The organism is Actinoplanes sp. NPDC021490, assembly GCF_055562135.1.
Genome location: NZ_JBVHFW010000005.1, coordinates 175,278 through 199,732 on the forward strand (window position 1 = coordinate 175,278; position 24,455 = coordinate 199,732).

Genomic DNA, 24,455 nt, shown 5'->3' on the forward strand with positions numbered 1-24,455 from the left:
TACGATCAATTACTGACGAGTACAGCCTCTCCGAAGTGTGAGGAACGAGCGTGACCACCCACCAGGACGACGACGTCGTGGCCGACATCCACACCACCGCCGGCAAGCTCGCCGACCTCGAGCGACGTACGGGCGAGGCAGTGCACGCCGGTTCCGCCCGCGCGGTCGAGAAGCAGCACGCCCGAGGCAAGAAGACGGCCCGCGAACGCATCGAGATGCTGCTCGACGAGGGCTCGTTCGTGGAACTCGACGGCCTGGCCCGGCATCGCTCGACCAACTTCGGCCTGGAAAAGAACCGCCCGTACGGCGACGGCGTGGTGACCGGCTACGGCACGGTCGACGGCCGGCAGGTCTGCGTCTTCTCCCAGGACTTCACGGTGTTCGGCGGCTCGCTGGGCGAGGTGTTCGGCGAAAAGATCGTCAAGGTGCTCGACCTGGCCATGAAGATCGGCTGCCCGATCATCGGGATCAACGACTCCGGCGGCGCCCGCATCCAGGAAGGCGTGGTCGCGCTCGGCCTCTACGCCGACATCTTCTTCCGCAACGTGCGGGCCAGCGGCGTCATCCCGCAGATCTCGCTAATCATGGGACCGTGCGCGGGCGGCGCGGTCTACTCCCCCGCGATCACCGACTTCACCGTGATGGTCGACCAGACCTCGCACATGTTCATCACCGGCCCCGACGTGATCAAGACGGTGACCGGTGAGGAGGTCGGGTTCGAGGAACTGGGCGGCGCCCGCACCCACAACACCCGCAGCGGAAACGCGCACTACCTGGCGTCCGACGAGGACGATGCGATCGACTACGTGCGGGCGCTGCTGTCCTACCTGCCGTCCAACAACCTCGACGACCCCACCGTCTTCGAGATGCCGGCCGACCTGGCCCCGTCCGGCGACGATCTGGCGCTCGACACGCTCATCCCCGATTCGGCCAATCAGCCGTACGACATCAAGAAGGTCGTCGAGACGGTGGTGGACGACTTCCTCGAGGTCCAGCCGCTGTACGCGCAGAACATCGTGGTCGGCTTCGGCCGGGTCGAGGGACGACCGGTCGGCGTGGTGGCCAACCAGCCGATGCATTTCGCGGGCACGCTCGACATCGCGGCCTCCGAGAAGGCGGCCCGGTTCGTGCGCACCTGCGACGCCTTCAACATCCCGGTGGTGACCTTCGTCGACGTGCCGGGATTCCTGCCGGGCACCTCCCAGGAGTGGGAGGGGATCATCCGGCGAGGGGCCAAACTCATTTACGCGTACGCCGAGGCCACCGTCCCCAAGGTCACGGTGATCACGCGTAAGGCGTACGGCGGGGCGTACGACGTGATGGGCTCGAAGCACCTCGGCGCCGACCTCAACTTCGCGTGGCCCACCGCCCAGATCGCGGTGATGGGAGCGCAGGGAGCGGTCAACATCCTCTACCGCGGCGACCTGGCCACGGCCGATGACCCCGCGGCGAGGCGGTCCGAGTTGGTCCAGGAGTACGAGGACACGCTGGCCAACCCGTACATCGCCGCCGAACGGGGCTATGTGGACGCGGTAATCATGCCGTCGGAGACGCGGGCCCAGATCACCCGGGGGCTGCGGACGTTGCGGACCAAACGCGAGACCCTGCCGCCCAAGAAGCACGGAAACATCCCGCTCTGAGCCTCCCGCTTCAGCCCATTCCGGTGTGGCGCAGCATCATCGCGCCGCCATAGACGAGCGCGGCCAGGGTGCCGATCCAGAACAGGAACAGCCAGACCACGTCGCCGATGAAGGTGTGCTTCTCCAGCAACTCCGGGTCCTGCACACCTTCCTGCCGGCGTACGCCCCAGAACAAGCGCGGGATGATCCGGGTGCTGCCCATCAACATGAACCAGACCCAGACGTACGCGAAAACCATCTGCACCTGGTCGGTGGCCCGGCTGACCACCACCCACAGCAGGCCGACCGTGCACGCGGCGACCAGCAGCCCGAAAGCATTGCGCGTCAGCACCAGCACGAAGACCGCGAAAACCAGGCTGACCAGGATGACCGAGCGGGGCGGGAAACCGCGGACCAGCATCATCGCGCCCGCGAAGCCCACCACGGACGGGCCCAGATAGCCCGCCAGCAGCATGAACACCCGACCGAGCCCGCCGATCTCGATGTGGGTGACGCCGCCGCCGTCGCTGCTCAGGTGGATCTTCTGCTTCAGCAGCTTCCCGCCGAACACCAGGCCGATCAGCGCGTGACCACCCTCGTGCGCGAGCGTGATCGCGTGGTGCGTGATCTTGAACAGGGGCATGGCCAGGACGAAACCCACAACGGCCGTTGACCAGGCCAGCCCCGGCGGAGCTTCCATGATGCGGACGCTAACTCCGGTGCCGGGACGGCCCTATCGGACGATCGGCGGTTGCGTACTGGCTCCGCTTGTAGTGCGGGCCTGACCGGGCCGATCGCCATCCCGTACGGGCTTTACGGCGTGCTCAACTCCGGAAGCCACTGGCCGGCCAGGAGGAACGCGCCGATCAGCAGCCCGACCAGGTTGACGACCAGGAAAACGCCGACCCAGAACAGGGCCGGCACATGGGTGATGTGGGCCAGCTGGTCGGCGTCGGACTCGGGCATCCGGCCCCGGCGGCGCAGGGCCTGCAGCTCGAAGACCGGGCGCACACCGCCGAAGAGCAGGAACCACACCCCGGCGTACGCGAAAGCGGCCTGGACCTCGGGAGACGCCCACCATGACACGGCGAAGACGACAGCCCCGGTGACCACCAGCGACACGACGCCGAACAGATTCCTGATGTTGATCAGCATCAGCAGGAGCAGCAGGACGGCCAGCCAGAGCAGCAACGTGATCCGGTTGCCGCCGAGCAGCCAGGCGCCGAGCACCCCGACCAGGGACGGCGCGATATAGCCGCCGAGCAGGGTGAGCATCATGCCCGGCCCGGTCGGGCGGCCCGACGACAGCGTCAGGCCGGACGTGTCGAACTCGAGCCGGATGCCGCGCAGGCGACGACCGGTCAGCAGCGCGAAGAACGCGTGACCACCCTCGTGGGCGATCGTGACGGCGTTGCGGGCCACCCGCCAGACCGGCCGGAACGACACCGCGAGAAAACCGGCCAGGGCGGTGAGCAGCACGAGCAGGCCGGGGGGATCCGGTTGGGCTCCGAGCAGCTTGTCCCAGAAGTCAGTCACACTCTCGATCGACACAGCGCGGAACTGTATCCGATCACGCTAGGTGTCAGCTGTTCACGCCCTGCGCCGGGCCACTGTTTTGTTCACGCCCTGCGCCGGGCCACTGTTTTGTTCACGCCCTGCGCCGGGCCACTGCTCTACTCACGCCCTGCGCCGGGCCACCGTTTCCGGGGCGGCGGAACGCCGGGCGAGCGTCTTCGCGGCGAACACGCCACCGCCGAGCACGGCCACCAGCGAAACAACCGCGACCATGACCAGCGCACCGGCCGCAACGGTAAGAAAGGCCAAGTCAGCGATGGCCACCAGCAACCAGAGCACCAGTGTCGGCTTGCTGCCGTAGCGTCGGCAGTTCATGTCGCACCTCCGTCCGTGACAGGGATGAACTACCCATTCATCCCCGTTGTCACTCGCGGGAGTTACTACTTGGGGCGAAAGCCCTGATAGATCAACTGGAGATCGGACAGCGAAGCTTTCCAGTCCTCGGGCGAGACATACCAGGAGATCGAGTACGCCTGCTTGTCGCTGACGATGATGTTGCGCTTCACCGCGTGCTGTCGGTTACCGGTGCTCGTCGTGTAGTAGAACTCCCAGTCGGCGGTCTGCTTGAAGTAGTCCTTGACCTCGACCAGCTTGACCTTCTCGTAGTTCCGGTAGTCCCGGCCGGCCCGGTCACGCTCCTGCTGCTTGTAGTCCTCGATCGCGTCGGCCCGCGGCTTGTCCGTCTGATCGATCAGCAGGTAGCGGTTGTTCCACCGGATCGCGACCTCGCTGCCGGAACGAGACTTGGATGCGTTCTTGGGCAGCGGGATCTTGAAGCCGGTGCTGTCCGAATAGATCTCCCAGGTGCTGGGCAGGCTGAGCGCGGGCGCGGTGGTGGTGGGCGGCGCGGAGCTCGGGCTGGGCTTGGTCGTGGCCGCGCTGGACGGGCTGTTCTTGGTGGTCGCGGCCGCGCTCGGCGGCAACACGGCGGGCTGGCCCTGGTCGTCGCCGCCGTCGCCGTTGTCGTTGCCGAACGACTGGACGATCAGCACGGCCACCAGCACGACGACCAGCAGAATGATGCCACCGGCGATCGCGGCTTGACCGTACGTGAGCCGCGTGCCGAAAACGGTGATGCCCGGGGTCTGACCATGCGGCATCGGCGCCCAGGCCGGGCGGCTCGGACGGTTGAACGCAGGCAGCGGAGCCATCGGGTCGTCCTCGACCCGATCCTCGTCGCGCCTCGCGCCGCCGCCCCGCGCCGTCGGCCGGTCGCGGTTCGCTTTGTCCGTACCAGTGTTGGCCGGCTCGGCGATCTTGGTGGTCTGGTCAGCCAGGGCGGCGGCCGCGAGGGTCCTCGTGGCGTCCACATCCGCGTGCGGTTCGCCGGCCTTCCGGCTGTCCGCTTCGTCGCCGGCCGCGGCGTTTCCGGCCTCGACCGTGGTTGCCCTCGCCGTCGTAGCCGCGCTGCCGGCGTCGTCAGCGGCCGGCGCCTCGGCAGCGGGCGTGCTCGCCGTCGTCGCGCCGGCGGCTTTGCCACCGCGGCCCGTCTTCGCGGGCCTGGTCTTGGCCGCTGCGGTGTCGCTCTTGTCATCCGCGGTCGCGTCGGTCTCGGCCGTGGCTTCGCTCTTCGCAGGCGCACCCTGCGCGGGTGCGTTCCCCGTTGCCGCGTTCGCGTTCGCGGCAGCGGTGTTGCTCTCAGCCGTGTTCGCCTTTGTCGACCCGGCATCCGTCGGCCCGGCCTCTGCCGATTCGGTCTCTGCCGATTCGGTCTCTGCCGATTCGGTCTCTGCCGATTCGGTCTTGGCCGATTCGGTCTTGGCCGCTTCGGTCTTGGCCGCTTCGATCCCGGGCTTACCGGTCTTGGTCGCCGGGTTTCCGGCCTTCGCGGTCTCGGTCGCCGCCGTCCCGGCCGTCGCGGTCTCGGTCCCGGCCGTCGCGGTCTCGGTCGCCGCGGCTACAGCCTTCGCAGTGCCCGTCGCCGCAGCCCCAACCTCCGGGGTCTCGGTCGCCGCGGCCCCAGCCTCTGCAGTCCGCGGCGCCCCGGCCCCAGCCTGTGAAGTCTCGGTAGTGGCGGCCCGGGTCTTCGCGATCTGCGTCGCGGCCCCACCCTGCGGGGTCTCAGTCGTGGCCGCCCCAGCCTGCGGGGTCTCGGTCGTAGATGCCCCACCCTGCGGGGTCTCGGTCGTGGAGGCCCCACCCTGCGCGGCCTGCGTCGCCGCAGGCCCAGCCTCCGGGGTCTCGGTCACCCCAACCTTCGCGGCCTCGGTCGCTGTGGCCTCAGCCTTCGCGGCCTGCGTCGCCCCAGCCCCGGCCCCAGCCCGCGGAGTCTCGGTCGTTGCGGAACCAGCCTCCGTGGTCGCCCCAGCCCCCGAGGTCTCGGTCGTGGCGGCCCCAGTCTGCGCGGTCTGCCTCGCTGCGGCCGCACCTCCCGATGGCTCACCCTCTGCGGGCTCAGCCGTCGCGGGCGTGGCCGCCGACGGCGTAGCTGCGGCCGGGCTCACTACCTGATCGGCGCCCTTGGCCGAAGGCTTCTCCTTAGCCGCCGCGCCCTCGTCGCCTGCGTCCTCAGCCTCCGCACCCTTGGCGGACGTGGCCTTGGCGGGCCCAGCACTGGCCGCATCCACCGTGATCGGCTCGGCACTGGCCGCGTTTACCGTGATGGGCTCGGCCTTGCCCGCATCCACGGTGATCGGGTCGGCGCTGGCTGCGTCCACCGTGATCGGGTCGGCGCTGGCCGCGTCCACCGTGATCGGGTCGGCACTCGCCGCGTCCACCGTGATCGGCTCCGCCTTGCCCGCATCGACCGTGATCGGGTCGGCACTCGCCGCGTCCACCGTGATCGGCTCCGCCTTGCCCGCATCGACCGTGATCGACTCGACACTGGCCGCGTCCGTCCTGGCCGCCGGCTCAGCCTCGGCGAGTTTGGCCTCGGCCGGCTGGGGCCTGGCGGGTGCGGGCCCGGTCTTGGCCGGCGTGGCCTTCGCCGGGCTTACGACCTGCGTCGCGTCCTGGACAGCGGGCCGGTCGGCGGTCGGCGTGCTGGGCGGCGGCCCCGGAATCTTGGTGGTCTTGTCGACCGGAGCCGGGATCTTCGTCGTCTTGTCGACGGGCTCGGAAATCCGGGTGGTCTTGTCGCCAGTGTCCGCGGCCGGCGCGCCCTTGGCGGTGTGCGGCTTGGGCGTCGCCCCGGTCGGCCGCTTCGCCGGGAACGCGATCCGGGTCGTCGGGTCGGCCGCGGGCTTGTCCTGCTTGTCGGTGGCGGGAAGCCCGTCGGCATCCACACGCGGAATCAGGGCCGTGGCATCGGACAGGGACTTCTCGTGCTCGGGGGCGGCCTTCTTCCGACGGTTCGCGGCGACGTCGGCCGCGGTGAAACCGGCCTGCGACCCTCTCGACGTACGGGAAAGACCGCCACCTGCCTGAGAACCGGAGGGAACCGCGGGCATGTCGACCGCTGTGGTCCGGTCGTCGCGAACCGGAGGGCCGTCGATGCGCGTGGCGTCGATGGGCGGGCCGTCGATGCGGGTGGCGTCCAGGCCCGGGGCGTCGATCTTGGGACCGTCGACGCGGGTCGGCGTTTCGGCCGCGGGACGGCGACGGGCCGGCGGCTCGGGAGTGATGCCGTGCATGGGCGGCTCGACGCGGCCGCGGGCCGGCAACTCGGTGCGGCCGCGGGCCGGCAACTCGGTGCGGCCGCGGGCGGGCGGCTCGGTGGTGCGGCGACGGGCGGCCGGCTCGGTGGTGTGACCATGGACGGGCGGCGCGGGCGTACGGCCGCGAGCCGGGGGCTCGGGGTTCGAACGGCCCACCGGCGCCTTGCCCGGGGCGAAGACCGGCGGAGGGCCCTCGCCGGCTGCCGGGCGACCCGGCGTGACCGGCGGCGAACCGGACGGCCGGGCGACCGGAGGCCGCGGACCGGGCACAACCGGAGCCGCGGAGGTGCCCCCGGTGAGCGCCGTGCGGTCGCGGCCCACCCCGGGGCGGCGCATGGTCGGGCTCATCGGGAAGCTCAGCTTGGAGCGGCGGCCGGTGGCGCGAAGCAGAAGGCGCTCGGCCTCCTCGGCGTTGATGCGGTGCGTCGGGTCCTTGCGCAGAAGGCCGTTGAGCACCGGCTTCAACGGGCCGGCGTTGCGCGCGGGCGGCGGGTTCTCGGTGGCCAGGGCGGCCAGCGTGGCGATCGCGGACGGCCGGGCGAACGGCGAGGCGCCCTCGACCGCGGCGTACAGCGTGGCGCCGAGAGACCAGAGGTCGGCGGCCGGCCCGGCGGAACCGTCGCGGGCACGCTCGGGCGCGATGTAGGCCGGAGAGCCGAGCACCAGACCCGTACGTGTGACGTTGGGGTCGCCCGGAACAGTGGCCAGCCCGAAGTCGGTGAGCACGACACGCCCGTCGGCCCCCATGAGCACGTTGCCCGGCTTGACGTCGCGGTGCACGACCCCGGCGCGGTGGGCGGCACGCAGCGCGTTGAGCACACCGAGGCCGATCTCGGCGGCGCGTACGGGGCTGAAGGGCCCGTCGGCGGCCAGCGTGTCCTGCAGCGACCGGGACGGCACGTATTCCATGACGATCCACGGGTCGGCGTCGGTGCGCAGCACGTCGAAGACGCGGACCACGTTGATGTTGTTGAGCCGGGCGATCGCGCGGGCCTCACGCAGCGACCGCTCACGCATCTCTTGCCGCTCACCCGGGGTCAGCCCGGGCGGAGGCACGAGCTCCTTGATGGCGACCTCACGGTGCAGGACGACATCGGTCGCCCGCCAGACACGACCCATCCCGCCCTGACCGAGCGGCGCGACAAGCCGGTAACGATCAGCGACTACGAGCGGGGGAGAGGAAGACATCACGGAGAAAATACCCGGTCATGTCGAGCGACAGCGAATCGATCAGCCGAGTGTGGGATGCGTGTCACCGGTTACACCCCACTACGTCGTACGCTCAGTCAATGGATACGGAACCGCTGGTCAGCGTCGTGCGAGGCGAACCGGCCCCCGAAGAGCTGGCTGCGCTGCTCACGGTCCTGCTGGCGGCATCCAGCAAAACCGATGCCCCCAGCCCCGAACCACCGGCATCCACCTGGGCCCGCTCCACGCGCCCATCGATGGCCCCTACCTCCTGGCGAACATCCGCCCTACCTCGCTAGATCATCTCCCATCACTGTCCACAGGGTCCCCCACGCTGGCAGCGACCGACTACTCTCACAGACGCTTCGCGTACTTGTGTTCGGGTTTCGGGGGAGGCGCAGATGATTCCGGAGGAGGACCGCGGTCCTGCTTGGCTGCGTGACTACGGCACCACGGATTTCGGCTCGATCGAGGCCGACATCCAGGCCATGGAAAAGTTCGCCGCCCAGCTGGCCGCGAACGTGAAGGACAGCTACGCCCCGCACATGGCCAGCGTCTCCGAGTCGATGGGCGCGCCACTTCCGCCGCCGCCCGCCGGCTTCGTCGAGCTGACGTCGTTCCTCACCAAGCACAACGAGGCGCAGGACGTCACCCACCAGAACGTCTACAACTACGCGAACGGCACTCAGGGCTTCGCCACCGCCGCCTCCGACATCAGCAAGCAGTACAGCGGCTCCGACGCCTTCTCCCACGCGCGCGTCTCCGACGTGAACAAGGCGTTCGACAAGGTCGGCATCCCCGAGGCCAGCACCCACAGCTACCCCACCTCCACGACCAGCGAGGGAGACGTCTGATGCTGATCGCAGGAGGCGGTGGCGGCGCCGGCGGCACGCCCTGGGGCATGATGACGATGCAGGACATGCAGGCCTACATCCAGAACCCCAACACCGACCAGCACTACGAGCTGCTGACGGGTTGGAAGCGTTCGGCCGACCTCATCAACGAGCACCGCTGGCAGGTCCAGAACTACCGCGACAACCTCGCCGCCGCCTGGCCCCCCGCCAAGAACAAGGCAGCCGAGGCCTACATCACCCGCCTGAACGAGCTGATCGCCAACCTCGAAGACACTTACGAGGCCGCGATCGCCAACCACGACGCCTTCGCCCGCGCGACGCTCTCCATCAGCCTGGCCCAGAAGGACATGGACGAGATAGCCCGCGAATACCTCGCCAACGAACAGGCGCTGGCCAACTTCACCACCACGCAGCAAAACACAAGCGGCCAGCCCACCCCGACCCCCAGCCCAAGCGGCGAAGAGCCGCCGGTAGCTCCGGGCCGCCAGGCAGAACTACACCAAAAGGCAGTAGTCCTGCTCAACGGAGTAAGCGGCGACTTGGTCCAGGCTCAGTTCAGCGTTCGAACGCCAACGCCTTACATCCCTGGGAAAGCTAGGCAGGACCCGTCCTCTAGCGGGGATGGCACCACCTACACACCGCTTCCCATTCCCCCAATCACGCCCATCTATGAATCGCCGAGCACTTCCAACTCGCGCTCCGCGCGCCCATCTGCGACGTTTCCCGCGCCAAGCGCCACCCAACCCGTCGCCACCCCGACGACTCAGCCTGGGTTGATCCTCGGTGGCGCAAACCAACCGACGCTCACGCCACCTTCGACTGGGCTTCCCACTCCACTTGCACCGACACCTGGGAATGGCCCGATTACTAATCCTGCGCTCATCCCGCCGACTGGACCAGGTCTTGCGCCGACCACACCTGGGTTCAAACCGACGGGCGGCACGACCATCGTTCCGCCAGCGACAGGGCTAAGCCGAGGCACAGGACTCCCCCGCGAGGGCTTCACCCGCCCCACAACATCTGCGGGAGGCATGCACGCTCTCCCGCCGGGCGGAATCATCGGTGGCGTTCCTGGCGCGGGACTTTCACAGCCTGGCGCTCCGCGGTCCGGCGCGGCCCGGGTAAACCCTGTTGGTGGAGTCATTGGCGGAAATGCCCATAACGGTGGGGTCGGTAGTCGCGGCGCCGTAGGACATAGCCCTAGGACCCCCTACGGCCAAGTAGGTGGACGTCGGGCGGAGGGAATTAACTCATCCGAGGTAGAAACCCATTGGGATCCCGATAATCCTTGGGAGACAGCCGAAGGCGTAGCCCCAGTAGTACTGCCATCTCGCGAAAGGCGAATCGATCCAGGACCAGTGATCGGACTGAATTGAGTCTTCTTCGCAAATCCGCTGTGGCCATCGGGGCACTTTTTGTCGTATTCGCAGCAACACCGGCCCGCGCCGCACATGCCGATGCCGCGCGTGATGGCCAGTGGTATCTGCGGACACTTAAGATTTCTCAAGTGCACGCGATCACAACCGGCGCGGATATTACAGTTGCCGTTGTTGATTCGGGCACATTTCCTCACCCTGACCTGAAGCGAAATCTTCTTGACGGAGTCGACGAAACCTCAAGCCCCGCTAGTAACGGGCGAGTCGACGGGTTCGGGCACGGTACCGGGATGGCGTCCCTCATTGCAGCGCATGGAAGGACACCCGGAAATGGCTTAGTGGGCATTGCTCCAGCCTCCAAAATCCTGCCTGTCCGAATTTCTAAGACCGGTAAGAATATTGACGGCACTGCAATGGCAAGAGGCATTACATGGGCCACGAAACACGACGCGAAGGTCATAAACGTTTCGGCGAGCACGGGGCCTGCGTTCGCCCTACAAGACGCCGTCCGTACAGCAATTTCGGACGATATCATCGTCGTAGCAGCCGCGGCTAACGCATCTTCCGAAATACTCGTTGGCTACCCCGCAGCTATCAACGGAGTTCTCACGGTTGGCAGTACCGGCCGAGACGGAAAACACTCGCCGACCTCCGCCGCTGATCCGAAGGTACAAATTTGCGCGCCTGGCGTTGACATCATAACGGCTTTCCCGAAAACGAAGTACCGAACATCGAACGGCACATCCAACTCCACTGCAATAGTTTCGGGAGCTGCCGCTTTGGTCCGAGCCAAGTACCCGAACCTATCAGCACGCGATGTGATCCATAGGCTCACGGCCACCGCCGACGATATTGGGCCTCCTGGGCGGGATGATGAGTGTGGGTTTGGGCGGCTCAACATTGTTAAGGCTCTGACCGCTGAGGTTCCGCCTCTTGGGGGTGGGAGCACTGCGGCGCCTGGGGGCAGTGCTGGACCCAGTTCGAGTGGGCCTGTGGCTGCTGGGCCGCAGTTTGCTTCGCCTACTACGCCTGCGGCTGAGGCGTCGCCGGCTTCTAACAGTGGGGCTTTGCTGTTTGGGGGGCTGGCTGGTGTTGTCGCGGCGGCGGCCCTTGTAGTTGCGCTCGTTTTGCGGCGGCGGGGGCGCGAGCGGGGCTGAAGCGGGGGCACGGGCGGGAAGTTTGGGGCTGAAACGCCGTTAAGTGTGCGGTATTAGTTCAAACGAAGCTTGTAGCCTCGGGCTGTGGAGAAGGACATCGCGTACCGGTTGATTCTTGCGTCGGCCAGCCCGGCACGTCGGGGGCTGCTCACTGCGGCGGGGATCGAGGCCGAAGTGATGGTCAGCGGCGTTGATGAGTCGGGCGTCGAGGCCGAGGATGCGTACACGCTGTGTCTGGCCCTGGCCCGTATGAAAGCGCGCACCATCGCGGCTCAGTTGAATGCTGATCCGGGTGTGGTCGTGCTCGGGTGTGATTCCGTGCTGGCGTTCGAGGGCGAGATCTTCGGCAAGCCGGCCAACGCGGCGGAGGCCACCCAGCGCTGGATGCGGATGCGCGGCAAGTCGGGTGTGCTGCACACCGGCCATCACGTGACCAGCCTGGTCACGGGCAAGCAGGCCGAGGCCGTTGGCATGACCACGGTTCACTTCGCCGACGTCAGCGACGCCGAGATCGCGGCCTATGTGGCCAGCGGTGAGCCGCTGCAGGTGGCCGGCTCGTTCACGCTGGACGGGCGCGGAGCCGCCTTCGTGGATCGGATCGAAGGCGACCCCGGCAACGTCATCGGGCTTTCCTTGCCCCTGCTGCGCAATCTGCTCGCCGAGATGGGCGTTCCGTACATCGCGCTGTGGAAGGACTAGCGGACACTCCGCGCGAACTCGCGGGCGGCCCAGGCCACGGCCAGCACCGCCAGCACGGCCATGATCAGTAGGCCTTGCCAGACTGCGGGCGCGCCCAGGTCGCCGCGGAACAGGGCGCGGGTTCCGTTGACCGCCCATGAGAACGGGTTCCAGTCGGCCACGCCCTGCAGCCATCCGGGGGCGTACGTGAGCGGAAGCAGGATGCCGCTGAGCAGCAGCACCGGCTGGGCGACCGTGTTCATGAGCGGGGCCAGCGCGTCCTCGCTCTTGACCACGAGCGCGACGCCGTAGCTGACCGCCGACGTCATCAGCGAGATCAGGGCGAGCATCAGGTACGCCAGCAGCAGGTCGCCCAGAAACACGCGCAGGTCGAAGGCCAGCGCGAGCAGCGTGATGATCACGGCCTGGGCGATCAGCGAGACGACGTCGCGCAGCGAGCGGCCCAGCAGCAGTGCGACGCGGCTCACCGGCGTCACCCGGGAGCGTTCGATCACGCCCGCCCGCAGTTCGGCGATCAGGCCGAAGCCCTGGAACAGGCCCCCGAAGATGGCCAGCAGAACCAGCAGACCGGGCACGAAGATCTCATACGCCTCGGCGTTGGTCTGCACCTGCAGGGCCGGCTTGAGCAGCGGGGCGAACAGCAGCAGGTACATCACCGGCTGGAAGACGCCGACGAGGATCCACACCGGATTGCGCAGCAGCAACTGCATCTGCCGGTTGAAGATCAGTGAGGTGTCGCGTAGCAGTTTCATGCCTCAGCTCTCCCGCAGCGATCGGCCGGTCTTGGTCAGGAACACGTCGTCGAGGCTGGGGCGGTGCAGCTCGATCGTGCCCAGCGGGACGCCGGCCGCGTCGAGGGCGCGCAGAATCTGCGGGATCGCGACGGCGCCGTCCTCCACGTACAGGCGCACGTTGTCCTCGTACGTCTCGAGCTTGTAGGAATGGAGCGCCTCGGCCGCCGACGAGACCGCTTCGACCGGCAACCCGACCCGCACGACGTCGCCCGAGATCTCGCGCTTGAGGTCGGCAGGCGTGCCCGACGCGACGATCTCGCCGTCGTCCATGATGGAGATGCGGTCGCAGAGCGCGTCGGCCTCGTCGAGGTAGTGGGTCGTGATGAAGACGGTCATGCCCTCCGCGCGCAGCCGTCTGATCTCGTCCCACATGTGGGCCCGGCTCTGCGGGTCGAGGCCGGTCGTCGGTTCGTCGAGGAACACGACCTTGGGTTCGTGGATGATGCCGAGCGCGATGTCGACCCGCCGGCGCTGGCCACCCGAGTAGGTCTTGCACTTGCGGTCGGCGTATTCGCTGAGCTGGAAGCCGTCGAGGACGCGCGCGGCCCGCTCCGACGCGGCCGCCTTGCCCGCGCCGTAGAGCCGGGCCTGCAGCACGAGTTCTTCCCGCGCGGTCGAGTCGTCCCAGGTGCTGCCGCCCTGGGCCACGTAGCCGATGCGGCGGCGCACCTCGCCCGGCTGGGTGCGCAGGTCGGCGCCGGCGATGGTCGCTGTGCCGTCGTCGGGCGCGATCAGCGTGGCCAGCATGCGCAGGGTGGTGGTCTTGCCGGCCCCGTTGGGACCGAGGAAGCCGAAGATCTCCCCTTCGGCGACGTCCAGGTCGACACCGCGTACGGCCTCGACGGTCTTCTTTTCACGCCCCTGGCGTGAGGTGAACGACTTGCGCAATCCGCGAGTCTCTATCATGCAGAGAGACTACGGTCGTCAACTTTTACTAGTCAAACTTGAATTGCCCGGTCTCCTCGATCCGCTTGGCCGTCCGCTCGCACCAGGCGATCTCGGCCTCGGCCATGACGATGTTCCGCTCCCACAACCAGGTCACATAGATCGGCTTGTTGTCGGCCCAGTCGGCCTTGGTCGCGGCCTCGAGCTGGTGCACGCCGGCCTGCAGCTGGGTCGCCCGGTTGCGCAGCGCGGCCGCGGACTCCTCGGGCGGCAAGCCGGGCAGGAACGAGAACGCGGCCATGAACGGGTCGACACCCGGCGACAGATTCCACCAGCCGTTGCGCAGCAGGGACTGGAACTCGGCCTTCCCCTTGTCAGTTATCCCGTACGTCGTACGCGCGGGACGGGCCCCGACCTGCTCGGTGGTGACCTCGTGCAGCAGTCCCTCGTCGGCCATCTTGCGTAGCGCGTGGTAGATCGACCCGGGCTGCACGTTGGCCCACTTGTCGGCGCTCCAGCTCAGAAGCTCCCGGCGTACGTCGTAGCCGTGCACCGGCTCCATCCACTGAACCAGGCCAAGGATCATCATGCGCGTTGGGGACACCCCTTCAGCGTAAGCTCAGCCCGTGCGCAAGGTATTGATCGCCAACCGTGGCGAGATCGCCGTCCGGGTCGCCCGGGCCTGCCAGGACGCCGGGCTTGCCAGCGTCGCCGTCTATGCCGACAGCGACCGGGACGCGCCGCACGCGCGGCTCGCCGGGGAGGCGTACGCGCTGGAGGGTGAGACCGCCACCGACACTTATCTGCGCATCGACAAGCTGCTCGACGTGGCCGCGCGAGCCGGGGCCGACGCGGTTCACCCCGGTTACGGCTTCCTCTCCGAGAACGCCGAGTTCGCCCAAGCCGTACTGGACGCGGGTCTGACCTGGATCGGGCCGACCCCGCAGGCCATCCGCGACCTGGGCGACAAGGTCACCGCGCGGCACATCGCGCAGCGGGCGGGCGCGCCGCTGGTGCCCGGCACCTCCGAGCCGGTGGCCGACGCGTCCGAGATCATCGCGTTCGCCGAGGAGCACGGCCTGCCCGTGGCGATCAAGGCGGCGTTCGGCGGTGGCGGCCGTGGCCTCAAGGTGGCCCGCACCCTCGACGAGATCCCGTCGCTGTTCGAGAGCGCGACGCGCGAGGCGGTGGCCGCGTTCGGGCGGGGCGAATGCTTCGTCGAGCGCTACCTCGACCGGCCGCGGCACGTCGAGGCCCAGGTGCTGGCGGACACGCACGGCAACGTCATCGTGGTCGGCACGCGCGACTGCTCGCTGCAGCGCCGCCACCAGAAGCTGGTCGAGGAGGCGCCGGCCCCGTTCCTCACCGACGAGCAGCGCGCGTCCATCCACGAGAGCGCCAAGGCGATCTGCCGCGAGGCGGGCTACCACGGCGCCGGCACGGTCGAATATCTGGTGGGCCAGGACGGGACGATCTCGTTCCTCGAGGTGAACACGCGCCTGCAGGTCGAGCACCCGGTGAGCGAGGAGACGGCGGGCCTCGACCTCGTACGCGAGCAGTTCCGCATCGCCGCGGGCGAGACGCTCGAGCTGACCGAGGACCCGGCGCCCCGCGGCCACTCCATCGAGTTCCGCATCAACGGCGAAGACCCGGGTCGCAACTTCCTGCCCGCTCCGGGCACGGTCGAGTCGTTGTCGTGGCCGTTCGGCCCCGGCGTCCGAGTCGACGCGGGAGTCGAGGCGGGCAGTGTGATCGGAGGCAACTTCGACTCGTTGCTGGCGAAGATCATTGTCACCGGCCGTACGCGGGAAGAGGCTCTGGAACGGTCCCGCCGGGTGCTCGACGAGACCGTCATCACCGGCATCGCCACTGTGCTTCCCTTCCACCGTGCCGTGGTGCGCGACGCCGCCTTCACGACGGAACCGTTCACAGTCCACACGCGATGGATTGAAACCGAATGGGCGGGCGGCGTCGAGCCGTTCACCGCCGGGGTCGCGACGGCCGCCGAGGCCGACGAGCGCGAGACGGTCGTGGTCGAGGTGGGTGGCAAGCGTCTCGAGGTTCGCGTGCCGGCGAAGCTGCTGCAAGGCGGCGCCCCGGCCAAGGCGGCGCCCGGCCGACCGGCGTCGCGCCGGGCCACGGCCGCGGGTGGGGCAGGTCCCCAGGCGGCCGGCGCCGCGGCGCTGACGGCTCCGATGCAGGGCACGATCGTGAAGGTCGCGGTGTCCGACGGCGACACGGTCTCGGAGGGCGACGTCATCGTGGTCGTCGAGGCGATGAAGATGGAGCAGCCCTTGCAGGCGCACAAGGACGGCACGGTGTCGGGCTTGTCCATCAAGGTCGGAGAGACGGTCACCGCGGGAACTGTGGTCTGCAGCATCGACTGAAGATAGACGGCCGTCCTGCGGGTTCGAGAGTTATCCACAGTTCCCGGTTATCCACAGGCTGCCCCTGAAGATCAGCCGAACACGGGATAATGGTGATGGGTGGGGGACCCCCCGGTGGGCGGGCCCCTGTCTTCTTGTGGTGATCATCCGAGTGCTACGGCCACGGCCGCGGCGACGAAGAGCGCCTGCATGGGGACGCGAACGCTCAGCGGGGTGACCGGGCGGCCGCCGAGGTTGAGCTGACGGCGGGCGGCCGAGACGTTCGCGGGGAACATCAGCAGCATCAGCGCAGCCAGGCAGGCCGCGGCGAGGCGGGCGGTGGCCGGCAGCAGCAGGCCCGCGGCCCCGGCGAGTTCCAGCACGCCGGTGACGGTGACCAGCAGCGCCGGGTGGGGCAGCGACGGCGGCACCATCGCAACCAGGCCCTCGCGGCGGCCCAGACCGAAATGGGCCAGTCCGGTCAGCACGAACATCAGCGCCAGGCCCACGCGCAGGGCCGGCCACCAGCCGTCCAGGGCGTCGACGCCGAGCAGGCCGGCCAGCCGGGCCAGCGCGCTGCCGGCGAGCAGAGCAACCAAGGGTGCCATTTCTGTCCTCCTCCAACTTGACGCTGTCAAGATTGCCGTCGATCGGGCCATCTTGTCAATGACAAGTTAGGATCGGGGTATGGCTTATCACCACGGCGATCTCCGGCGGGCGCTGCTCGAGGCGGCCGCGGAGGCGATCGAGGAAAACGGGGTCGCGGCCCTGAGCATGCGCGATCTGGCTCGCCGGGCGGGGGTGTCGCACGCGGCGCCGACTCACCACTTCGGTGACAAGGCGGGGTTGCTCACGGCGTTCGCGGCCGACGGGTTCGAGCAGTTGGCCCGGGCGCTGGCCGGTGACAGCTTTCTCGAGATGGGCGTGGCCTACGTGCGGTTCGCGGTGACCCGGAGGGCCCAGTTCGAGGTCATGTTCCGGCCCGACCTCTATCACGCCGACGACCCGGCCCTGATGGCCGCGCGGGCCCGGTCGTCCGAGGTGCTCTACGGCGGCGCGCAAACCCTGTCGGCCTCGGGCGACGGGAGGACCGCGGGACAGGCGGCCTGGTCGATCGCGCACGGCTTCGCCACGCTTTGGCTCTCCGGCGCCTTCCCCGGCCGCGACCAGGACCCGCTCGTCCTGGCGCGGACGCTGTTCACCCAGCTGGACCGGCCGTAGGCGCCGTTTCGAAGCTCACCAGGGCCGCGGCGCGGACGAAGAAGCCCCAGGGACCGCGGCGCGGACGAAGAACGCGAGCGCCGCATCGCGGACGAACCAACGCCAGGGCCGCAGCCCGCGCGAACAATCCAGGGCAGCGACGGGGTGGACCCCTCAACAGGACCTAACCGGTGGGCACCCAGAATCGAAGCTTCTCGTCGCGCCGATCAGCGGGCACGCCCCCGTTGCGTTCAATCGTCCGGCGGGACGCCTCGTTGTCGTGGTCGCACGTGATCAGCACCCGCGGAAGGCCCAGCCCAGCCGCGAGAGGCAACGCGGCGCCCAGCATGGCGGTGGCATGACCACGGCGGCGCGCCCCCGGGCGCACGTCGGAGCCGATGTGCCCGTTGCGCTCCCCGGCCGGTCCGGGCGCGAGGCGATGGCGGATGTTCAGCCGGCCCAGATATTCCACGCCGTCGAGCCACCACAGCACGGTGGTGGGAACGAAGCCGGTCGGGCGAGGCGTCTCTTCGCGGCCCTGAGCCCTCAGATAGGCAACGAACCGGGCGAATCCCTCCGGCGTGGACCACGTGGAGGCGTACGTGCGAAGGTCCGTGCCGACGGTGCTGAAGTCGTCGAGCCCGCCCCGCCCCTCGGCCACGTATTCGGCCATGGCGGCGAGAAACGAGTCGCGGGCGTCGACGGTGGGGGCGACGAGCGAAGGCACCCGCACAGGGTAGGCGAGCGCATGACGAGTGGACCGCCCGTACGGGACCTACGGACGGCCCACCGGCCGGCACACCGAGAACGGGGGACCCGGCGTTCCGGCAATCTCACGGTACGCCCGCTGCGCTGCCAGCGAAAAACGAGCTGGACAAACCCGGACAACACGCCCTTACGAGACGCCATCGAGCCGAAAATGGGCAGCGCGGGAAGGCATCGAGAGATTACCGTGTCCGGCATCACCATGGACCGGGTCTGATCAGGGCGCATGCTGAACACAGCCCATTCTCAGGTGCCCTCGTCGACAATGACGTGGACTCCGAAACGCCGCGAGGTGGCATGACCTATGACCGAACTGTTGACCATGATGGCAACACCGGCATGGGCGTACCTTGCTCTTTTCGGCTTCCTCGCCATCGACGCGATGATTCCGGTGGTGCCGATTCAGGCGATCATGATCACATCCGGGGCGCTGACTGTCTACGGAAATCTTGATCTTGCGCTGGTGATCGCGGTGGGGGCGCTGGGCATGTTCACCGGCGACAGCATCGCGTTCGTTCTCGGCCGTTCCTCGGGTGGCCGGGGTCAGGGCCGGCTGGCCGCGTTGCGCGCGCGCTATGCGCCGAAGCACGACGACGAGGCCAAGGAGATCTCCAAGACCAAGCAGGCCGCCGCGCGCTTCACCCGGGGCCTGCGCCGGCCGGGGCCGCTGGTGCTGCTGCTCTGCCGGTTCGTTCCGGGCGGGCGCATGGCGGCCGGCTTCCACGCCGGCCGCCGCGGTTATCCGGTCAAGATGTTCATCCTGTACGACGGCCTGGCCGCGATCGCCTGGGGCACGTACGGCGGGCTGGTCGGCCACGTCGGCGGCACCGCGATCACCCAGTCCGCGTGGCGCCTGTTCGCGATCGCCGCCACCGCCGCCGTCGTCTTCGGCACGGCCGGCTGGATCCTGGCCCTCTTCGGCGGCCGCAAGGCCGACGAGCTCGAGGCCGCGGCGGCCGGCCGCAAGGACGTCACTGCAGCTCGTGCTGCATCAGCTGACGCGCCGCTTCCGCAATCGACCCCGACAACGACGGGTAGATAGTGATCGTGTGGGCCAACTGGTCCACGGTCAGGTTGTTCTCGATCGCCATCGTGATCGGCAGGATCAGCTCGCTCGCCTTGGGCGCCACCACGACACCGCCGACGATCTGGCCCGTGGCCGGCCGGCAGAACAACTTGACGAAGCCGTCGTGCAGGTCGGTCATCTTGGCCCGGGCGTTGCCGGTCAGCGGCAGCATCACCTGACGGGCCGGGATCCGGCCCGCGTCCACGTCGTTCTGCGAGACGCCGACGGTGGCCAGCTCGGGGTCGGTGAAGACGTTGGCCGACACGGTGCGCAGCCGCAGCGGGGCCACGGCCTCCCCCATCGCGTGCCAGATGGCGATCCGGCCCTGCATGGCGGCCACACTGGCCAGCGGCAGCACCCCGGTGCAGTCGCCGGCGGCGTAGATGCCGGGCACGTTGGTGCGGGACACCCGGTCGACGGTCACGTAGCCGCCGTCGCCCACCTGCACGCCGTACTCGGCCAGGCCCAGGTCGGCGGTGTTGGGCACGGCCCCGACCGCGATCAGCGCGTGCGAGCCCTCGATCACCCGGTCGTCACCGAGCGTCACCCGTACGCCGGAACCGGTGTTTTCCACGCTCTTGCCGCGCGCCTGGCTGAGGATCGTCATGCCCCGCTCGCGGAACACCCGCTCGATCGCCATCGCGGCGTCGGCGTCCTCGTGCGGCATCACCCGCTCGCGGCTCGACACCAGGGTGACCTGCACCCCCATGGCCAGGTAGGCGCTGGCGAACTCGGCGCCGGTGACCCCGGAACCGATCACGATCAGGTGTTCGGGCAGCTCGGTGAGGTCGTACAGCTGCCGCCAGTCGAGGATGCGCTCGCCGTCGGGCCGGGCGGTGGCCAGCACCCGCGGCGTGGCCCCGGTGGCCAGCAGCACAGTCGTCGCCTCGACCGCGTACGTCTTGCCGTCGTGCGGGGTGACCAGCACCTGGTGGGTGTGGCCGAGCGTGTCCTCGCCCAGCCGGGCCCGGCCGTGCACCACGTCGACCCCGGCCTTGACCAGCTTGGCCTGGATGTCGGCCGACTGGGCCAGCGCCAGTCTCTTGACCCGGTCGTTGACCGCGACCGCGTCGACCGTGACGCCGTCGAGCCCCGACGAGCGGATGCCGAAGCGGTCGTTGTGCCGATAGCCGGTCATGACCTCGGAGCTGGCGATGAAGGTCTTGGAGGGCACGCAGTCGGTCAGGACGCAGGCCCCGCCCGGCCCGTCCGCTTCGACGAGGGTGACGTCCGCGTCGAGCTGGGCCGCCACCAACGCCGCCTCATACCCGCCCGGTCCCCCACCGATGATCACGATCCGACTCACGACGCCCCAACCTTCCCGCATGGCAGATGTGCCGACACGCACTGCTTGTATTCTCCACCACCGCCCCGGGCGGCTATCGTCATCGCCGTGCGTCATTACGCCGCGTATGGCTCAAACCTCGACCCGGCCCGCATGCGGGCCTACTGTCCGCACTCGCCCATGGTGGGCGTGGGGTGGATAGAAGGCTGGCGCCTGACCTTTGCCGGTGAGGGGGAAATCGGCTGGGAGGGCGCGGTCACCACGATCGTCGAATCGCCCGGCGACCGGGTCTTCGTCTCGCTGTACGACGTTCATCCGTGGGACGCGTCACAGCTCGACGAGGTCGAGGGCGTGACTGCGGGGGCGTACCAGAAGGTCACCGTGCGTGTCTCCACGCTCGAGGGTGAGTTCAGCGCGTGGGTCTACGTCTTCGCCGGCTACGAGGGTGGCCTGCCCACGGCGTGGTATCTGAGCGAGATCGCAAACGCGGCGGAGAAGGCGGGCGCCCCCGACGACTACGTCGAGGAGCTGCGCCGCCGTCCCACCGGCACCTCGTCCCCGTAAGGCTCAGAGCATCTTCTGATAGATGTTGGCCTCGTAGAGCGGCTTCATGCCGACGGCGAGGTAGAGCTGGGCCGCCCTGGTCGGGTTCTCCATGTCGACCCCCAGACCCGCCTTGGCGTACCCCTTGGCGGCATAGGCGGCGAACGCACGGCGCAGAAGAGCCTCACCCAAACCCCGTTTCCGGTACGCCCCCAGAACGCCGAGCCGCTTGACCCAGCCCTCGTCGTTCGTCGTGTCGCTGTCGTACGACGACTCGAGCGCGCCCGCGACCACGCCGTCCACTTCGGCCACGAACCACTCGTCGAAGGCGGTCGCCTGCTTGCGCCACGCGTCGTAGGGCGCCGCTCGGTGGTCGGAGTCGAGGAACGCCTGCTCGACGACGCCGTGGAAGGCCCGCATGTCGGCCTCGTCGTCGGGACGTACGGTGCGGATCGTGGCCCCGGTCGGCGGCTCGGGCGGGGTCGGGGAGACGCCGTCGAGCGGGATCTGCATGCGCGCGTGCTGCTTGAGGAAGACGAACCCGCAGTCGGTCAGCTGCTCGATGTACATCGACTCGGTCGGCACGGCGCCGGCGCGCACCTCGTACGGGCTGTGGCCGAACTCGGCGCCCCGTTCGGCCGCGCGGGCCAGGATCAGGTCGAGCAGTGGGCGGATCGCCGGACGGCCCCGCTCGGGCCAGGTGTAGACCTCGATGAAGTCGCGGTTCTCGCCGGTGGCGTTGCCGGGGTAGGCCCACCCCACGATGCGGCCCTCGGGGTCGAGCGCCACCCAGCTGTCGCGGGACAGGTCGGTGTTGGGCTCGGTCAGGGCCTCATGCAGGTCTTCCGGGCTGTAGTCGGGATAGCCGATCGCGGCGATGTCGCTGGCGTGCACAAGTTCGAGGAGCGCGGGCTGGTCGTCGAGGGTCGGCCGGCGAGTGCTCCAGCCGTCGGGAAGATCGGTCACCCGCGCATCGCATCACGAAGGTGCTCGATCGGGCGAGTGTTTATTGCGAGAGCCGGTGCCTCAGCGACTCCAGCAGACCGATCAGCTCGACCCGTTCGCCCAGGTCGAGGGCCGCGTACGCCTGACCGGCCATCGCGTCGGCCACGGACTCGGCCCACATGAGACGCCGGACGATCGGGCCCGCCGGCGGATAGGGCGGCTGCCACCCGAACGCCACCGCGCCGGTCTCGCCCTCGGGCCCGGCAATGATCGCCTGCAGCGGGGTCAGCCCACTGGCCCGTACGGCCACGAGCTGGACGCCGAGCCGGTGCTCGTGCAGCAGGTGCAGGAGCACGGCGGCCTGCGCACCGGCGGTCTGATCGGGAACCGGCATCGCCCGCCAGGCCGCGAACAGTGGCAGGCCCGCGTAATCGACCGCGGCCACTACCCGCCGGGTCAGTTCCTGCAGCCGGGCCAGCCGCGGGAACCCGCTGATCTGCTCCAGGCCCCAGGTGCACAGCTCGTGGAGGTGCCAGGTGGCCACCTCCATCGGCGCGGAGGTCTTGGCGGTCGCTTCCCAGCCGTCGATGACGGCCTCGGGCGCGATGAGGCCGATCGAGGCGGCGACGGTCTCCGGGCGTACGTCTCCGAGCGCGCCCGCACGCGCGGAGACGTGGTAGGCCCAGCCGGACAGACCCAGCAGACGCGCACGGCGCAGCGTCTGCGGTGACTCGGCAAAGGCGCCCACGATCGTCGCTAGCCCCGTCTTGGCGTTGGCGGCTGCCTGTTCGGGGGTCACCCGCCCGATTCTGCTCCCCTGGGCGGCATTCCGAAAATATTCTTGCTGTCCCGGATAGCGCCGGCCGGGCCTTTGGTCCGTTTCCGGGCGATGGGCCGGTTGGCGGGCGTCATTCGGGCTCGTCCGGTTCGAGATCCTCCAATGCGGCCTGGACGTCTCCGACCTGACGCCGGGCCGCCGCGGCCTCCCGTTCGGCGAGGCGGCGGGCCTGCTTGCGCCGGGCCACGTCGGCCTGCGCCTCGGTACGCCGCCGTTCCAGTTCGGCCAGCTCCGCGTCCAGATCGTCGACAAGGTGACCAGCATCACGTTCGGCCGCCTCGGCCCGCTCCAGCTGGTCGTCGGCGCGCTTCTCGGCCGCCTGCGCGCTCGACAGTTCCCGGCGCAATTCGCGGCGGCGCTGCTCGATCTCGCGGCGGCGGCGTTCGGCGGCGGCCCGCTCGCGCGCCGACGGCTGCGGGAACTCGACGACCTCGCCGCCCTCGTCCTCGTCCTCGGGCTCATCGTCCTCGGGCTCGTCGTCCTCGGACAGGTCGACGTCGTCGGTCACCAGGCGAAGCCGGGGCCGGGGCACCTCGCCGAAGCCGGCATAGGTGGCGGCGCGGATCAACCTTCCCGTACGCACCTGGGCCGCGATGCCGGGCTCGGCCAGCGCGGCGGTCAGCGTGGCCTCGACCTCGCCCAGCGGCAGCTTGATCGACGGTTCCTCGGTCCGGGCCAGCTTGCTCGCCGCCGACACCAGGGCCGACACCACCTGGCGGCGCTGGTTGGTCAGCTCGCGCAACGCCGCGCCGTCCAGCCCGCGCTGGGCCTCGCGCAGCGAGCTCGACAGCTCGACGAGTTCCTCGATCAGCTCGGGCCGGCGCAGTGCGAGCAGGTTGACCACCCAGGCCGCCACGGTGGGCTTCTTGAGCGCGGCCAGGCGCTTGGCGGTGGCCCGGTCGCCGGCCTTGCGGGCGTCGTCGACCGCGGCTGTCCGGGCCGCGACGAAGCCCTCCGGCGGGGACTCGTAGAGCCGCTGGATCAGATCGTCGGTGGCACTGGGCACGTCAGGCGATGTTAGTGCCGGGCGCGACGTGCGCGTACTTCGTACCGGAGAGTCGCTCGAGGTGTCCGTCCGAGACCTTCGCCCCGGTCTCGGTGAGCAGGAAGTCGTGCAGCGCGTAGGCCCGTCCCGGCTTGACCGCCCGGACGAAGTCGATCGACTCGGAGAGCTTCATCCACGGAGCATTCAACGGCGCGAACAGGGTGTCCACCGTCGTGTCCTCCGGGACGGTGAACGAATCTCCGGGGTGGTACAGATTCGTCGACTCGTCGGCGATCAGGTAACCGACGTTGGCGATGCGCGGGATGTCCGGGTGGATCACGGCGTGCTGACCCCCGTACGCCCGTACGCGATAACCCGCGGCCTCGAACTCGGCGCCCGGCTCGACCGGGGTCGACAGCTCGGCAAAGCTGGGGTGCTGGGCCAGCACGTCGGGGTGGGCAAAGAGGCGCAGCTCCGGCCGTTTGGCCACGGCCTCGGCGAGCGCGTCCGGGTCGAGGTGGTCGAAGTGCTCGTGGGTGATCAGCACCGCGTCGGCGCCGTCGAGCGCCGCTCGTTCGCTGAACGCCCCCGGATCGACCACGAGGACGCCCGCGCCCTCGACCCGGAGACAGGAGTGCGTGAACTTCGTGATCTGCACGGGATCCCTCCGCCGCTGATTCGTGACCGCCGTTTCGGCAGTCTGCCGGAACCGGAAAACG

At 69.1% G+C, this 24,455-nt stretch carries 23 protein-coding genes and 1 pseudogene; 10 read left to right on the top strand and 14 right to left on the bottom strand.

Annotated features, from left to right (window positions below):
- Positions 1-77: 77 nt before the first annotated feature.
- Positions 78-1,640, top strand: coding sequence for an acyl-CoA carboxylase subunit beta (locus ACZ3I4_RS15645; protein ID WP_465383008.1), 1,563 nt, complete (start codon positions 78-80; stop codon positions 1,638-1,640).
- Positions 1,641-1,650: 10 nt separating this feature from the next.
- On the opposite strand, the gene ACZ3I4_RS15650 is transcribed toward ACZ3I4_RS15645, so the two are convergent.
- The 4 genes and pseudogenes from ACZ3I4_RS15650 to ACZ3I4_RS15665 form a co-directional block, all read right to left on the bottom strand.
- Positions 1,651-2,319: a M50 family metallopeptidase gene (locus ACZ3I4_RS15650; protein ID WP_465382612.1), complete on the bottom strand. Its 669-nt coding sequence runs from the start codon at positions 2,317-2,319 to the stop codon at positions 1,651-1,653.
- Positions 2,320-2,432: 113 nt separating this feature from the next.
- The gene (locus ACZ3I4_RS15655) at positions 2,433-3,170 is read right to left on the bottom strand and encodes a M50 family metallopeptidase (protein ID WP_465382613.1); all 738 of its coding nucleotides are present in this window, start codon (positions 3,168-3,170) and stop codon (positions 2,433-2,435) included.
- Between the two features lie 126 nt (positions 3,171-3,296).
- The gene (locus ACZ3I4_RS15660) at positions 3,297-3,509 is read right to left on the bottom strand and encodes a hypothetical protein (protein WP_465382614.1); all 213 of its coding nucleotides are present in this window, start codon (positions 3,507-3,509) and stop codon (positions 3,297-3,299) included.
- Positions 3,510-7,042: 3,533 nt separating this feature from the next.
- Positions 7,043-7,978 (bottom strand): annotated as a pseudogene (locus ACZ3I4_RS15665) (serine/threonine-protein kinase); the annotation flags it as partial.
- Between the two features lie 101 nt (positions 7,979-8,079).
- Between ACZ3I4_RS15665 and ACZ3I4_RS15670 the strand changes: the two are divergent.
- From ACZ3I4_RS15670 to ACZ3I4_RS15690, 5 genes are all read left to right on the top strand, one after another.
- Positions 8,080-8,277, top strand: coding sequence for an acyl-CoA carboxylase epsilon subunit (locus ACZ3I4_RS15670; protein ID WP_465382615.1), 198 nt, complete (start codon positions 8,080-8,082; stop codon positions 8,275-8,277).
- A gap of 102 nt (positions 8,278-8,379) precedes the next feature.
- Positions 8,380-8,832 carry a hypothetical protein gene (locus ACZ3I4_RS15675; RefSeq protein WP_465382616.1) on the top strand — a complete coding sequence of 151 codons (453 nt, stop codon included), beginning with the start codon at positions 8,380-8,382 and terminating at the stop codon, positions 8,830-8,832.
- Positions 8,832-10,208, top strand: a complete 1,377-nt coding sequence (locus tag ACZ3I4_RS15680) for a hypothetical protein (protein WP_465382617.1) — start codon at positions 8,832-8,834, stop codon at positions 10,206-10,208. The genes ACZ3I4_RS15675 and ACZ3I4_RS15680 overlap by 1 nt, the downstream gene beginning before the upstream one ends.
- A gap of 131 nt (positions 10,209-10,339) precedes the next feature.
- Positions 10,340-11,365, top strand: a complete 1,026-nt coding sequence (locus tag ACZ3I4_RS15685) for a S8 family serine peptidase (protein WP_465382618.1) — start codon at positions 10,340-10,342, stop codon at positions 11,363-11,365.
- A gap of 84 nt (positions 11,366-11,449) precedes the next feature.
- Positions 11,450-12,064, top strand: a complete 615-nt coding sequence (locus tag ACZ3I4_RS15690) for a Maf family protein (RefSeq protein ID WP_465382619.1) — start codon at positions 11,450-11,452, stop codon at positions 12,062-12,064.
- On the opposite strand, the gene ACZ3I4_RS15695 is transcribed toward ACZ3I4_RS15690, so the two are convergent.
- The 3 genes from ACZ3I4_RS15695 to ACZ3I4_RS15705 are packed head-to-tail and all read right to left on the bottom strand — an operon-like array spanning position 12,061 to position 14,347.
- The gene (locus ACZ3I4_RS15695) at positions 12,061-12,816 is read right to left on the bottom strand and encodes an ABC transporter permease (RefSeq protein WP_465382620.1); all 756 of its coding nucleotides are present in this window, start codon (positions 12,814-12,816) and stop codon (positions 12,061-12,063) included. The two genes, ACZ3I4_RS15690 and ACZ3I4_RS15695, sit on opposite strands and share 4 nt — an antisense overlap.
- 3 nt (positions 12,817-12,819) lie before the next feature.
- The gene (locus ACZ3I4_RS15700; protein ID WP_465382621.1) at positions 12,820-13,764 is read right to left on the bottom strand and encodes an ATP-binding cassette domain-containing protein; all 945 of its coding nucleotides are present in this window, start codon (positions 13,762-13,764) and stop codon (positions 12,820-12,822) included.
- A 28-nt stretch (positions 13,765-13,792) separates the two neighbouring features.
- Complete coding sequence (locus ACZ3I4_RS15705) at positions 13,793-14,347, bottom strand: PadR family transcriptional regulator (RefSeq protein ID WP_465382622.1); 555 nt, start codon at positions 14,345-14,347, stop codon at positions 13,793-13,795.
- A gap of 22 nt (positions 14,348-14,369) precedes the next feature.
- Between ACZ3I4_RS15705 and ACZ3I4_RS15710 the strand changes: the two genes are divergently transcribed.
- Positions 14,370-16,130, top strand: a complete 1,761-nt coding sequence (locus ACZ3I4_RS15710) for an acetyl/propionyl/methylcrotonyl-CoA carboxylase subunit alpha (RefSeq protein ID WP_465382623.1) — start codon at positions 14,370-14,372, stop codon at positions 16,128-16,130.
- A gap of 143 nt (positions 16,131-16,273) precedes the next feature.
- Here the strand turns inward: ACZ3I4_RS15710 and ACZ3I4_RS15715 are convergent, their stop codons facing one another.
- Positions 16,274-16,717 (bottom strand): DoxX family protein, encoded by a 444-nt coding sequence (locus ACZ3I4_RS15715; protein ID WP_465382624.1) that lies wholly within the window; start codon positions 16,715-16,717, stop codon positions 16,274-16,276.
- 79 nt (positions 16,718-16,796) lie between these two features.
- Here ACZ3I4_RS15715 and ACZ3I4_RS15720 point away from each other — a divergent pair, with 79 nt between their 5' ends.
- Entirely contained in the window at positions 16,797-17,330 is a 534-nt protein-coding gene (locus tag ACZ3I4_RS15720; RefSeq protein ID WP_465382625.1) for a TetR/AcrR family transcriptional regulator, read from the top strand.
- Positions 17,331-17,493: 163 nt separating this feature from the next.
- Here ACZ3I4_RS15720 and ACZ3I4_RS15725 read toward each other — a convergent pair whose 3' ends face one another.
- Positions 17,494-18,036, bottom strand: a complete 543-nt coding sequence (locus ACZ3I4_RS15725; protein WP_465382626.1) for a GNAT family N-acetyltransferase — start codon at positions 18,034-18,036, stop codon at positions 17,494-17,496.
- A gap of 342 nt (positions 18,037-18,378) precedes the next feature.
- Here ACZ3I4_RS15725 and ACZ3I4_RS15730 point away from each other — a divergent pair, with 342 nt between their 5' ends.
- Positions 18,379-19,116 carry a DedA family protein gene (locus tag ACZ3I4_RS15730; protein WP_465382627.1) on the top strand — a complete coding sequence of 246 codons (738 nt, stop codon included), beginning with the start codon at positions 18,379-18,381 and terminating at the stop codon, positions 19,114-19,116.
- On the opposite strand, the gene ACZ3I4_RS15735 is transcribed toward ACZ3I4_RS15730, so the two are convergent.
- Complete coding sequence (locus tag ACZ3I4_RS15735) at positions 19,046-20,446, bottom strand: NAD(P)H-quinone dehydrogenase (RefSeq protein WP_465382628.1); 1,401 nt, start codon at positions 20,444-20,446, stop codon at positions 19,046-19,048. The two genes, ACZ3I4_RS15730 and ACZ3I4_RS15735, sit on opposite strands and share 71 nt — an antisense overlap.
- 87 nt (positions 20,447-20,533) lie before the next feature.
- Between ACZ3I4_RS15735 and ACZ3I4_RS15740 the strand changes: the two genes are divergently transcribed.
- The gene (locus tag ACZ3I4_RS15740) at positions 20,534-20,989 is read left to right on the top strand and encodes a gamma-glutamylcyclotransferase (protein ID WP_465382629.1); all 456 of its coding nucleotides are present in this window, start codon (positions 20,534-20,536) and stop codon (positions 20,987-20,989) included.
- A 3-nt stretch (positions 20,990-20,992) separates the two neighbouring features.
- On the opposite strand, the gene ACZ3I4_RS15745 is transcribed toward ACZ3I4_RS15740, so the two are convergent.
- From ACZ3I4_RS15745 to ACZ3I4_RS15760, 4 genes are all read right to left on the bottom strand, one after another.
- Positions 20,993-21,934 carry a GNAT family N-acetyltransferase gene (locus tag ACZ3I4_RS15745; protein ID WP_465382630.1) on the bottom strand — a complete coding sequence of 314 codons (942 nt, stop codon included), beginning with the start codon at positions 21,932-21,934 and terminating at the stop codon, positions 20,993-20,995.
- A 40-nt stretch (positions 21,935-21,974) separates the two neighbouring features.
- Positions 21,975-22,712, bottom strand: a complete 738-nt coding sequence (locus ACZ3I4_RS15750) for an SCO6745 family protein (RefSeq protein WP_465382631.1) — start codon at positions 22,710-22,712, stop codon at positions 21,975-21,977.
- Between the two features lie 109 nt (positions 22,713-22,821).
- Complete coding sequence (locus tag ACZ3I4_RS15755; RefSeq protein ID WP_465382632.1) at positions 22,822-23,757, bottom strand: hypothetical protein; 936 nt, start codon at positions 23,755-23,757, stop codon at positions 22,822-22,824.
- A gap of 1 nt (position 23,758) precedes the next feature.
- Entirely contained in the window at positions 23,759-24,394 is a 636-nt protein-coding gene (locus ACZ3I4_RS15760) for an MBL fold metallo-hydrolase (RefSeq protein ID WP_465382633.1), read from the bottom strand.
- Between the last annotated feature and the right edge of the window lie 61 nt (positions 24,395-24,455).